This window comes from Rhodospira trueperi (assembly GCF_900101965.1).
GTDB lineage: Bacteria > Pseudomonadota > Alphaproteobacteria > Rhodospirillales > Rhodospirillaceae > Rhodospira > Rhodospira trueperi.
The window spans coordinates 35,741-47,645 of sequence record NZ_FNAP01000017.1 but is presented as its reverse complement, the minus strand read 5'-3'; the positions used below and the strand labels follow the sequence as shown (position 1 = coordinate 47,645).

13 protein-coding genes and 1 tRNA gene are annotated in these 11,905 nt (G+C 63.8%); 7 read left to right on the top strand and 7 right to left on the bottom strand.

The window, feature by feature from the left end:
* The 7 genes from BLS85_RS16685 to BLS85_RS16650 form a co-directional block, all read left to right on the top strand.
* Window positions 1-1,169, top strand: a 1,169-nt coding sequence (locus tag BLS85_RS16685; RefSeq protein ID WP_218128466.1) for a tyrosine-type recombinase/integrase, incomplete at its 5' end; no start/stop codon positions are given.
* A gap of 382 nt (window positions 1,170-1,551) precedes the next feature.
* Window positions 1,552-2,100 (top strand): recombinase family protein, encoded by a 549-nt coding sequence (locus tag BLS85_RS16680; RefSeq protein WP_092787876.1) that lies wholly within the window; start codon window positions 1,552-1,554, stop codon window positions 2,098-2,100.
* A gap of 445 nt (window positions 2,101-2,545) precedes the next feature.
* Window positions 2,546-3,184, top strand: coding sequence for a hypothetical protein (locus BLS85_RS16675; protein ID WP_092787875.1), 639 nt, complete (start codon window positions 2,546-2,548; stop codon window positions 3,182-3,184).
* Entirely contained in the window at window positions 3,171-4,043 is an 873-nt protein-coding gene (locus BLS85_RS16670) for a ParB/RepB/Spo0J family partition protein (RefSeq protein WP_092787874.1), read from the top strand. Before BLS85_RS16675 ends, BLS85_RS16670 begins: the two co-directional genes overlap by 14 nt.
* Window positions 4,044-4,122: 79 nt before the next feature.
* Complete coding sequence (locus BLS85_RS19815; protein WP_425438488.1) at window positions 4,123-4,659, top strand: PDDEXK family nuclease; 537 nt, start codon at window positions 4,123-4,125, stop codon at window positions 4,657-4,659.
* Between the two features lie 205 nt (window positions 4,660-4,864).
* Window positions 4,865-5,704, top strand: a complete 840-nt coding sequence (locus tag BLS85_RS19195; protein ID WP_176793848.1) for a hypothetical protein — start codon at window positions 4,865-4,867, stop codon at window positions 5,702-5,704.
* 501 nt (window positions 5,705-6,205) lie between these two features.
* A complete protein-coding gene (locus tag BLS85_RS16650; RefSeq protein WP_092787870.1) occupies window positions 6,206-6,448 on the top strand; it encodes a hypothetical protein in 243 nt (80 codons plus the stop codon).
* Between the two features lie 226 nt (window positions 6,449-6,674).
* Here BLS85_RS16650 and BLS85_RS16645 read toward each other — a convergent pair whose 3' ends face one another.
* The 7 genes from BLS85_RS16645 to lpdA all read right to left on the bottom strand — a co-directional run bounded on the left by BLS85_RS16645 (window position 6,675) and on the right by lpdA (window position 11,817).
* Complete coding sequence (locus tag BLS85_RS16645; RefSeq protein ID WP_092787869.1) at window positions 6,675-7,031, bottom strand: BRO-N domain-containing protein; 357 nt, start codon at window positions 7,029-7,031, stop codon at window positions 6,675-6,677.
* A 210-nt stretch (window positions 7,032-7,241) separates the two neighbouring features.
* A tRNA-Ser gene (locus tag BLS85_RS16640) sits at window positions 7,242-7,331 on the bottom strand.
* Window positions 7,332-7,535: 204 nt separating this feature from the next.
* Window positions 7,536-7,682, bottom strand: coding sequence for a hypothetical protein (locus BLS85_RS19190; RefSeq protein ID WP_176793846.1), 147 nt, complete (start codon window positions 7,680-7,682; stop codon window positions 7,536-7,538).
* A 425-nt stretch (window positions 7,683-8,107) separates the two neighbouring features.
* Window positions 8,108-8,866: a hypothetical protein gene (locus BLS85_RS16635; RefSeq protein WP_092787868.1), complete on the bottom strand. Its 759-nt coding sequence runs from the start codon at window positions 8,864-8,866 to the stop codon at window positions 8,108-8,110.
* Between the two features lie 54 nt (window positions 8,867-8,920).
* Window positions 8,921-9,430: a type II toxin-antitoxin system RatA family toxin gene (locus BLS85_RS16630; RefSeq protein ID WP_092787867.1), complete on the bottom strand. Its 510-nt coding sequence runs from the start codon at window positions 9,428-9,430 to the stop codon at window positions 8,921-8,923.
* A 4-nt stretch (window positions 9,431-9,434) separates the two neighbouring features.
* On the bottom strand, window positions 9,435-10,409 hold the full coding sequence (lipA, locus tag BLS85_RS16625; protein WP_092787866.1) for a lipoyl synthase: 975 nt from the start codon (window positions 10,407-10,409) through the stop codon (window positions 9,435-9,437).
* 4 nt (window positions 10,410-10,413) lie between these two features.
* The gene (gene lpdA / locus BLS85_RS16620; protein WP_092787865.1) at window positions 10,414-11,817 is read right to left on the bottom strand and encodes a dihydrolipoyl dehydrogenase; all 1,404 of its coding nucleotides are present in this window, start codon (window positions 11,815-11,817) and stop codon (window positions 10,414-10,416) included.
* Between the last annotated feature and the right edge of the window lie 88 nt (window positions 11,818-11,905).

Sequence of the window (11,905 nt, the reverse complement as noted above, 5' to 3'; positions counted from 1 at the left end):
TCCGTGAAGGATCGTCGCGTTTCAGTCGTCATCGTTTCACCTCTCCGCTCCCAGGGGAGCTTAACGGAGGTGTCCACCGTTTTGGAGCAGGATCACTCCTTGAGTGGCATATTGGGGACCTCGCGGACGACATTACGCATAGGTCCCGGATCATGGACCCCGAGCATCCCGAGTTCGAGGAACAGCCCGAGGTGAAGGACGGACGGCGGTTCTACGGGATCGCCACGGCTCAGGTGGTGAAGACCGCCGACATGGCCGAAGAGTGGTTGGCCACAAAGGGGAACCTAAGGGACAAGCAACGGGATATGTACCGGAGTGACCTTCGGCGGTTCTCGGAGCGGTTCCCCTATGTCGAAGACGTAACCCGGAGGGCGGCGACCCAGTGGGTCAATGACCTGATGGCGGGGCCGGATGGGCTCAGCCAAAAGACCGTTCAGCGGATTCTCGCGGCGGTTCGGGGATACTGGCGACACCTGGAGAACATGGAGGTTGTCCCGGCGGAGTTCGATCCGTTCAAGGGGCTGGCCAAGGGATCGAAGGGCAGCAGCAACGGGCAACGCGGGTCCCGGTTTGATCGTTGGCGGGTGTTCGAGCCGGACGACGTGGTGAGGCTCCTTCGTGCGGCGGAGGCCAAGGGAGACGCGAAGCTCGCGGAGGTGATCCGGCTTGGTATGTGGACCGGATGCCGGATCGAAGAACTTTGCTCACTGAAGGTCGAGAATGTCCACGATGGACACTTTGAGGTGATCGACGCGAAGACGGAGGCCGGGTGGCGGGAGGTGCCCATTCATTCCCGGCTGGCGCCGATCATGGCGGAGTTGGTCAAGGCCAGTAAGGACGGCTTCGTGGTGTCCGGCCTGACCCGGAATAAGTACGGGGATCGGAGCAACGCGGTCGGGAAGCGGTTCGGGAGGCTCAAGACGGCACTCGGTTTCGAGGAGAGGTTCGTCTTCCACTCAATACGGAAAACCGTGGTCACCCAGCTTGAACGCGCCGGGGTCCCGGAGAATGTCGCGGCGGACATCGTGGGGCACGATAAGCCGACCATGACCTATGGGACCTATGGCAATCGGAACCGCCTTGAGACGCTGAAGGAAGCCGTCGAGTTGTTGGCGTATGACGATGGGACCCCCGGATTTTCACCGCAAAAATGTGAGAAGGTATTATAATATATGTTTGCGCGTGGTTCCCCCGTGGCCGGGGCCGTGACGTCATGGTGAGCGAGGCGCGTTGTCGGGCAGCGGGATTGTTCGTGTGCTTCTCTTTGACCCTGGGTAGGGGGGTGCCGTCCGGGGCTCGAGGTCGTGGCTCTGGGTGCGGCGGAGGCTGGCTGTCAGGGGGTGGGACGTGTCATCGGCGATGACAACGGCATTGGGTTCCCCTCTGTGACGGTGGGGCGCATGGCGTATCGTTGAGGTGTACCGTAACGAGGCGATTTGGTGAGACACCGGAAGTGAGGGTTTCTGCGGATCAATAGGGTTGACTTTGGCATTTTGAGACGCCATTGTGGGTGGGTCTAAACCCTATTGATACATGGAAGGACGGCCCACCATGACCACCAAGATCGGATATGCCCGCGTCTCCACCATGGATCAGGACACCGACGTTCAGGTTCAAGCGCTCCGGGATGCCGGGTGCGAGACGATCAGGACCGAGAAGGCCAGCGGGACCACCACGAACGGACGGCCCGAATTGGCGTCCATCCTCGAGTTTATCCGGGAAGGTGATGCCCTCGTGGTCACGCGGATTGACCGTCTGGCGCGGTCTATCGGGGACCTTCAGGTGATCGTGAAGACGCTCCGGGAGAAGGGCGCGGCGTTGGTCTGTACGGAACAGCCGGTGGACACCGGGACGGCGGCGGGCAAGGCGTTCCTGGATATGCTCGGGGTGTTTGCTGAGTTCGAGACGAACCTCCGCCGGGAACGCCAGATGGAGGGCATTGAGAAGGCGAAGGCTCGCGGCGTGTACAAGGGGCGGAAGCGGAGCATTGACCGGGAGGAGGTGCGACGGCTTCACCGGGAGGGCATGGGTCCGACTGAGATTGCCCAGCGGATGGGAGTTGGTCGTGCGTCGGTCTATCGGGTTATCCGTGGTGAGTAGCTTTGCGGGGCCGTGTGGTGGCCGTCTCGGGTTCTGGTGGGTTCGTGGCCGGGTGATCGAGACGGGCACCCACGAGGCTCCCTGGGATGATGGGATGCGGTTGTGTCCTGACATGAATGCCCGTTGCGGTATTAGGTTCCTCTTTAGGCTATAAAACTGTCCCCGTGCCGACATGCGGGGACGGATGCCGGCCCTGCGGGGCCAACGGTATGAACCGGATCGTCTTACCTTAAGCCACTAACTGAGGCCCGGTCCCTGCGAGGGGGCTGGGTCTCTTTTTTGTGTGGCGTCTGTCTGTTCGAGAGGGGGTGGGAACGGTTCTTAACAACTGGAAGGAAAGGACATGACAAGAGCGAAGCAGTTTCAACGGGTATCACCCAGGCTGCTCAGGGGGCGGACGTGCGAGGTCCCTGGGTGTCTCGCGTTGGCCACCGGATACCGGCGGATGTGTGAGAAGCACCGGCGGACGGCCCATCGCCACGGGCACCCGGAGCAAGTCGGGCTGAAGCTCCGGGAGTTGCGACCCTACGAGAAGGCCGCGCGGGAGTTCATTGAGCGGCGCGACGATGCGGCGCGGGTGTGGGCCGTGTTGGAGGAGAACTGGCGGCGGTTCGCTGAGTGGGCCGACGGGGAAATCAAGATCAGGGAAAGCGGTAAGCCGACCCATCGCTATACCACCCAGGCTTGCTACAGCATTCGCGCGGTGAGCGATGAGAACGACGCGCGGGACATCATGCTGAGGCTCATTGCGTTTGCCTGGGTGTGGTTGGAGGACCCCCGGCGGTTTCGGAGTGATCGGGCGGCGCGGTTCCAGGTGGCGCGGGTGTTCCGGCGGATGACCGATCAGCACGTTGGCCAGTCCGTGAGCCCGACCGATGGGAAGCCTAAGCGGTATTGCAAGGACCCCCCGGCGAAGACGTTGGAGAGGCTCGGGGAGTTGATCTTTAAGGTCATCATGCCGTCTTGCCTCAGCGTGGTTCGCAAGGTTCAGCGTGAAGAGGAGGAAGAGAAGGAGCGGGTCAAGGAGATGCACCGGGTTATTCACGGTGAGAGTTCGAAGGGAGGCCATCATGTTGGTACTTGAGGAACGTGAAGACTTGGAGGCCCATGAGGCGCTCGTTGCCTTGGATGAGGGGTGGCATGGTGTCCAGGAAGGCTTTACGAGACTTGAGCTTCCCTTGAGTTCGATCAGGGTGTTGCCTCGAGTGTTTCAGCTTCGGGACCTCTCCGAGGAGTTCAACGCGGATCACGTTGAAGACCTCAGGAAGGCCCTGGAGGTGAACGACAAGGACCCCCTGGAGGCGCTCGACGTGGTGCCAGCCCATGGGAAGTTCTTCGTGGTCGATGGTCATCACCGGCTTGCAGCCTATCACCGGGTTCCGGTCTGGAAGGATCGCAAGGTGCCCGTTCGGGTCCTGAGAGAGAAGCCCTCAAGGGCGATCCTGAGGGCGGGTCGGGCGAACTCGCGGGCACGACTTCAGATGAGCCAATGGGAGCGGTCTGAGGCTGCTTGGAGGCTGGTCACCATGGCGGAGCGCAGTGAAGGCAGGGTTGGCCTGACGAAGAAGGAGATTGCCCAAGCGGCCAGCGTCTCGGAACGGCTGGTGGCCTACATGAGGCGTTCGAGACGGGAATGGCTTGGGAAGGGTCTCGAAGGTGATCCTGGGGAGTCGTCATGGATCAGGGCCAGGGGAATCCTGGATGGACGTGAAGATTTGGAATGGCGAGGCATGACGGAGGAGGAAGTGGAACGACTGGCGGAAGACTACGCGAGAAGGATGAGGCGACACCTTGGGCACCAGTTCGCGGGCAACCCTGAGATTGCCGGCAAGGCCATTGCGAAGGTGGCTCCGAGGAATGCTCTGGCCATCTCTGCGGCGATCCGGGAGGAGCTTGGAGAGGACCCGAGGGACGAACGGGAGGACGACGAAGAGGACTTCTAGGGGTGCAGACCCTACGTCGTGCAATTGCACCCCTGCGGGGGTGCGATAACAACCACTTCACGAGGTAGCGCGGGGCATAGTGCCTCTCGGTGGTGGCCCATGGGATTGGCGGAGCATCCTCAGATGCGAGCATCCTGCCGAACCCTGCGAGGTCACCTCAGACAACCGACCAAGGACCCGAGGGTCTCTTCGGGGCTACCAGGAAGTGGAAGAAGCATTCAAGCACGTCCAGAAGACTGGACGATATCGGAGCAAGTTCGAAGCAGAAGTGGCGCGACAGCTTGACGCGATGGGCGTTGTGTATGGCCACGAGGTTACTTGCATTCCTTACGGGGACACCTACTACCTCCCCGATTTCACCGTTACACTCCCCGATGGATATGTCTTCTTCATTGAGGCGAAAGGCTGGATGCCTGAGCGTGACGTGAAGAAGTACGCGCATGTTCTCGGGTCTCATTGTGACGTCTTTAGGCGACCGGAGATTGACCTCCGGTTTGTCCTACAGAACCCCAACGGAAAAGCCGGGCGCTCGAAAACCACCGTTGCCAAACGTGTGGAGCGGTGGGGCTGGAAGTGGTCCGGTAAGCACATGCCAGAAGACTGGTTTACAACGTAGAAAGGTAAGACAAGAAATGGGTGACTTTACATCAATTCAGATCGGGGAGAACTCCCGAGAAGTCTACGAGGAACTTGAGCAGAAGCGGAGCGGGAACTTGATGACGGATCGGTTTGCCGCCGACAGCGGAAGCTCGGTGACTCGCATTCAGTACGATGGGCGCGGGGGTGCCTCCCAGCCCCACACAGAAGGGAAGGTGTCCGCGATGGATCGTCCCGGCGCCCATGCGGACTATTCGGTGATCGGGACGGCGCGGAATGGGTGGTCACGTACGCCCGTTGCGCCGCACGAGGTGAAGGACTCGGACGTGGTCTATGTCGGCGGCGTTGAGACGTCGGTGAAGGTGGCGGCGTCCATGGGGTTCATCAGGCCGTCTGCGGTCGGCGGATATGAAGACGCTGGGGGCAGCCTGGGAAAGCCTGAGGCCACCACGGTTGCACCTGAAGACCCGGATCGTGGTGGCGAAGAGGTGGACATGACCGAACGGGGCGGTTTCGAGGCCCTGGAGGACGTTGAGGCGCGGGGCATCCTGGAGGAGGTCACGTCTGTTGCCTCGACGGATGACGTTCACGCGGCGATCAATGAGGTTGTGGATCAAGGCGGGCTCTCGGAGAAGTCCATTGGGCGCATGGCGGCGTCGATGGGGATCACCGAGGAGGAAGCCGCCGACAAGCTCGAACGGTTGAACGCTGGGTACACGGCGCAGCGGAACAAGGTCCTGGAGGCTGAAGGGATCGCTGATGAGGTGGCGGATCAGTTCTGGCACTGGGCGGCGACCATGCGGGCTCGGGAAGGGGCCGATGCGTTGCGGAAGCAGTTCACCAACGGGAACCTTGATGGGTTCCGGGGGCTGGCCCGTGAGTTCTACCGGGACGCGCTCCCGGCGACGAGCCCGGAGGTGATCGTTCAGGCTGCTGAAGACTCTGGGATGGACGCTTGGGTGACCCGCGAAGGGCGGATCATCCTTGATATTCCGGGGCATGGGCAGCTTGAGTATAATTCCGCGTTGAACTCTGGGATCATCGGAACACCGAGGTTCCAGTAACGGGATCGTCCCAGGTCTGGGATGGTCTTGTGGTATGGCGAGACCCTACACGAGAATGATTTCAGAACAAGCCTTTTCGTGTCTTCTGTGGGCTGGTAGCGTCTTCGCGTTGTTTCATTCAAGAGGGAGGTCGAAAGGATGTTCTTCGATGTGTTCGGCGCGAAGGTGTGGTTCCAGGTGTTGCCCAGTGGGCAGACCCCCCTTTATCCGCATCCCGAGGGAAGGCGGTTTGGGGTGGTTCGTGAAGAGGACGGTGAGGTTCTCATGTATGCTGGCCGTGTCCATGTGATCGTGACCCCGAGGGGCTGGGTCTCTGGGTAACACGGCTGGGTCTCGCCAAGGGTTGGGCGGGGGTCCGCTGTCGCTTAGGCAGCTCCCGATATGGGCTCCCGCTCAGTCTGTTTTGTGGTGGCGGTTGGAGTTCGTTTTGAAATCAAGGGGTTAGGATTGGGTTCCCCTATCGCACTATCAACCCTCCCAGAGTAACGAAGCGAGGACCCAATGACACACCACCAGGACACCATCGAAGCCCTGAAAGAGACCGCCGTGTCCGTGCCGGAACTGACGGCGTTGGCATGGGGGATCAAGGACGACCACCAGGAGGTCCTGGGTCATGCCAAGGGGATGCTTCTGGCTGCCCAGCGGGCCGGTGAGAAGCTGTTGAGGGCCAAGAAGTTGGTTCCTCACGGGCAGCGGCGAACGCGGGCGTCTCGAAGCGCGAGGCAGAGCGCTACATGCGGGTAGCCAGGATCGCCAATGAAAACGACACGCGTGTCGCTTTTGAGACCCACGACAGCATCCGGGCCTTCCTCGACGCACACGCGGAGCGGCGCTCCAAGCCCACCCCCAAGACCCCTCCATTCACCCAGGCCGACGCTGAGTACGCCCAGAAGCTCCACGCTATGGCGGAACGAGGCACCGAGCAGGAAGCAGAGGTGGCCAAGAGGAAGCTGGAGATCGGCACCCCGTATCAGATTAGGGGTCGGAGCAAGCCCCTCTTGATCAGGTCGTCCGGGGACATCTCGCCGGTCGCGACCTTCTCCTCGCCCATCACATAGGCGCCGTCCTTCTCCAGGGCCGGGAGGACAACGTCGGTGACCCATGCCTTGAACCGGCGGGCGGTCGGTAGGTGACTACCGAGGATGAGGGCGAAGAGACCACCCTTGGAGACGGCAAGGCGGCTGGGGTTGCCGCGATTTCCGTCGCGAATCACGACGGTATTCCGCTGGTGGGGTTCGGTGTGGGCGTGAACGGCATCACGGCCATTCACATATCCCAGCACGAAGCACACATCGACCGCCACGAACCACGGCTCGTCGTTGATCATGACGACACGGATCGGGGTGTCGGTCTCGGGGAAGGTGCGGGTGATGATGTCGTTTGGAGGCCCTGGGGGTGCAAGACCCTACGTCGTGCAATTGCACCCCCCAGAGGTCCTGGAGGCTGGCCAAGCGTGGGTGTGAAACGTGGGTGTGACCCCCACCCGAGCCGCCCAGAACTCCTTGAAATCGTTAGGAAATTCGGGGCGTGGGTGTGTTGGCGGAGGGGGTGGGATTCGAACCCACGGTACGGTTGCCCGTACTCCGGTTTTCGAGACCGGCCCGTTCGACCACTCCGGCACCCCTCCACAGGTACGGTACGGCGGCGTCCGACGGACCCCACCGCCTCGAAGCGGGAGGGCGTTTCTAGCCCCTTTGGCCCGCCATTGTAAAGCCCGTGCGATGTCACGACGCAACCGATGGCGCCTCGCGCCCAGGGCAACGAGTCCAGGTTAATGACCCGGGCCTGCAATGAGCTGGGCAATGACGGAGGGGTCCCAGCCGGCGACCTTTCAGGTGGTTTTATTGGATCGCCTGCCGCGTCCGGCGCGGATGATGTGGAAGGCGAAGCGGCGCACAAGGGCCATGTTCTGGGCGCCATGCCCCCTTCGCAGTCGCGATTGGTCCTCCTCGAAGGTGACGTCGAGGGACCAATGCATGCTTTCGATGCCCCAGTCTTTCGATGCCCCAGTCTTTCGATGCCCCAGTGTCCGCGAACGGCGTCGGCCGCGCGTTGAGGGCTCAGGATCGCCGATGAGATGAAATATCGTGTTTCTTCAGTGATCTTGCCCCGGCGTTCGGCTCCGGTTCTGGGGGCAGACGCCTGTTGAATCCCCCCTCGGATCCCGTGCGCCACTGAAATCTGCCGCCGCCCGTTAACCTGACCCCGTTGCCGTGTTGCGGATTGGGCCTTGGCATGCCGGGCAAGGCGGGGTTTCGGGAGCGGGCATGTCGCGGGCCAAAGAGGAGCCCTGTTCGGCGACAGGGCGCTTTGCGCGAGGTCTGACTCACCCAGCGCGCCCCAACCGTTTGATCCTCAATCAAATCGGCGTTGCCATCCGTCCCGGATCGCTCGGGATTCGCTCTATTGTCCGGTCGGCGCCGCCTCGGCGGACAGCACATCGGCAGTCAGAACCGTCAGAGGCATCGCCTCGCCGTCGGGGGTCCGGCATTCCGCGCCCACCATCACGCCGCTCGTGCGGTTGAACAGGACCGTGGCTTGGTTGCCGGCCTCGATGCACAGGGCCACAGGCGCCCGCGCCAAGCTGGGCAGCATATCCGGCCGGATGGGCACGCCGAGCAGCGGAGCCGAGCGTCCGCCCCTTGCTGGGAGGCGCTGGAATGCGGCGGGCAGGCCGCGCGGTTCCTCCTCATCGTCGCCGGGCTCAACGACGACGGTTGGCGGCGGCGCGGGGGCGTCGGGGGGAACCTGACGGGCCGGCGGTGGCTCCGAACTGGACGCTGCGGCCAGCTCCATCACGGTGGCGCGATTGTCCGGGTTGAGGAACGACACCGACGAAAGGGCCTCCAGCGTGGTGACGCACCAGGGGCGGAAGGGCGCGTCTGGTTCGTCCCCGCGCGGCGCCCAGACCTGGAACGCGGGCCCCTCCACGCGGCGGATGTAGATGTCGGTCATCGGGTTGGCGAAACTGGCGACCATGGGTTCGAGGCGCGCGGCGCAGGCCCTGGCCTCCTCCTCGCTGATGACGAGGGTTTCGCCGGCCGGGGCCGCATCGTCCTGGGTCTCGGTGCCCTGGGCCCGCGCGGCGCCGGGCACCATGGCCAGCACCGCCCCCATCAGGAGCCCGATCAGGGGCTGTGAACTGGCGTGTATGGGAAACATGCCGACCCCGTGCGGTTACCGTTCCTGATTTGTATCCCGGAACGAGGGGCGTGGTCAACGAGTGTGCGCGGTCGTGCTTTGCGGGCCGGAAGGCGAGGGAAAGCTCTTTCGGGTGCGACCCGGCGGCGTGGGGCGATACCCGTAGAGTTGTTCGGCGCGCTTGTCGAACGCCTGCACCATGCGCCGCACCGCTTCGTTGAACAGGCTGCCCATGATCTTCTGCAGGAACGCGGAGCGGAACTCGAAATCGACGTAGAAGTCGATCATGCAGCCGTCGTCGGCCGGTTCAAAAATCCAGTGGTTGTTCAGGTAGTGGAACGGCCCTTCGGTGTAGGCCACGTCGATCCGCTCCCCCGACGTCTGGGTGACCCGGGACGTGAACCGCTCGCGGATCATCTTGAAACCGACCACCAGGTCCGCGAAGAAAACGTTGCCCTCGCGCTTCTTGATCCGGGAGGCGAGGCACCACGGCAGGAACTGCGGATACTTTTCCACATCGACCACGAGGTCGTACATCTCCCGGGCTGTATACGGCACGAACCGCTTTTCGGCATGTGTGGGCATGGCGTCAGGGTGTCCTCGACTGGTCCAGGCGGGCGCGGCGCAGGGCCTCGAAATCGCGGTCGGCGTGATACGATGAGCGGGTCATCGGGGTCGCCGAGACCATGAGAAACCCCTTGGCCCGAGCGGTTCGGGCAAGGGCCTCGAAGTCCTCCGGCGGAACGTAGCGATCCACGGCGGCGTGCTTGCGGGTCGGTTGCAGATACTGCCCGATGGTCAGGAAGTCCACCCCGGCGGCGCGGAGGTCATCCATCACCTGTCCCACCTCCTCCGGAGTCTCGCCCAGGCCCAGCATGATTCCGGATTTGGTGAACAGGGAGGGATTCAACTCCTTGGCCCGCTGCAGCAGGCGCAGGCTGTTGAAATAGCGGGCGCCGGGGCGGATCGACGGATACAGCCGGGGCACCGTTTCGAGGTTGTGGTTGAAGACCTCCGGCGGCGTTTCGAGAACGATCTCCAGCGCCCCGGGCTTGTCGCGAAAATCGGGCGTCAGGACTTCCACCGTCGTGGACGGGGCGGCGGCCCGGATAGCCTGGGTGGTGCGCTGGAACTGGCGGGCGCCGCCGTCCGGCAGGTCGTCGCGGTCCACCGACGTGACCACCACATGGGTCAGGCCCATCGCCGCCACGGACTCGGCCAGCCGTTCCGGCTCACCAGGATCGGGCGGCGCGGGCTTGCCGGTGCGCACGTTGCAGAACGCGCAGGCCCGCGTGCAGGTGTCGCCCAGGATCATGAAAGAGGCATGGCGGCGCTGCCAGCACTCGCCCAGATTCGGGCAGGCGGCTTCCTCGCACACCGTGGCCAACTTCTTGTCGCGCATCAGGCTGCGGACCTCGGAGGCCTCGCGCGAGGTCGGGGCCTTGGCCCGGATCCATGCCGGCTTGCGGGGCGACTCCTGGTCCGGTCGGTGGGCTTTCTCCGGGTGGCGCGGACGCGGGTCGGGCGCTTCCGGGTCCCGGTGTGTTACGGGTCCGTCATCCATGGCCCTAGAAATGGACGGCCCGTCCATGGGCGTCAAGAACGGACTCGTGCATCATCTCCGACAGGGTGGGGTGGGGGAAGACGGTGTGCATCAACTCGGCCTCGGTGGTTTCCAGGGTCATCGCGACGGCGTAGCCCTGAATCAGTTCGGTCACCTCGGCGCCGATCATGTGGGCGCCCAGCAACTCGCCGGTTTCGGCGTCGAACACGGTTTTGACGAGGCCCTCGGGCTCTCCCAGGGCGATGGCCTTGCCGTTGCCCATGAAGGGGAAACGGCCGACCCGCACCGTGTGGCCGGCCGCCTTGGCCTTCTCTTCGGTCAGGCCGACGCTGGCGATCTGGGGATGGCAGTAGGTGCAGCCGGGAATGCGCCGGGTGTCGAGCGGATGGACGTCGGCGACTCCGGCGATCCGCTCGACGCACAACACGCCCTCGTGGCTGGCCTTGTGCGCCAGCCACGGCGGGCCGGTCAGGTCGCCGATGGCGTACAGGCCTGGTTCGGCGGTGCGGCACCAGTCGTCGGTGACGACGTGGGTGCGGTCCACCTCGACCTTGGTGGTTTCCAAGCCGATGTCCTCGACGTTGCCGACGATGCCCACGGCCACGATGACGCGGTCGACCGTGACCTTGGCGGTGTTGCCGTCCTTGCCTTCCAAGGTGCAGGTCACCGAGTCCTCACCCTTCTCCAGCGCCTTGACCTGGGTCGCGGTGTGGAGGGTCAGGCCCTGTTTCTCGAACGCCTTGCGGGCGAAGGCGGAGATCTCCGGGTCCTCGACCGGCAGGATCCGGTCCATGACTTCCACGACCGTGGTTTCGGCGCCCATCTCGTGGAAGAAGCTGGCGAACTCGATGCCGATGGCGCCGGAGCCGATGACGAGCAGGGACTTGGGCATGGCCGGCGGGACCATGGCCTCCTTGTAGGTCCAGACCAAGCGTCCGTCGGGCTCCAGGCCGGGCAGGGTGCGGGCGCGCGCGCCCGTGGCCAGGATGATGTGCTTGGCGGTCAGGTCGGCGACCGGCTTATCGTCCTTGGTGACCGCGAGTGCGCCGCCGCCCTTCAGGCGGGCGTGGCCGTCGAAGACCGTGACCTTGTTCTTCTTCAGCAGGTGTGTGACGCCCTTGGTGAGTTGTCCGGCCACCGCTCGCGAGCGTTTGACCACGGCGTCGAGGTCGAACCGCACGTTATCGGCGGAGAGCCCGAAGTCGCTGGCGTGGCGCATCATGCGGTGGACCTCCGCAGAGCGCAGCAACGCCTTGGTCGGGATGCAACCCCAGTTGAGGCAGATGCCGCCCAGGTGCTCGCGCTCGACCACGGCGGTCTTCAGGCCGAGTTGGGCGGCGCGGATGGCGGCGACGTAGCCGCCGGGGCCGCCGCCAACGACCACGATGTCAAAGGCGGTGTCGCTCACGGGGTGTCTCTCCCTCTTGGTGGCGGGGTTGGGCTGTGGCCTGCCTGACATTGTGCCGCCGGGGGCATTCGTCCAGGGTGGATGCACC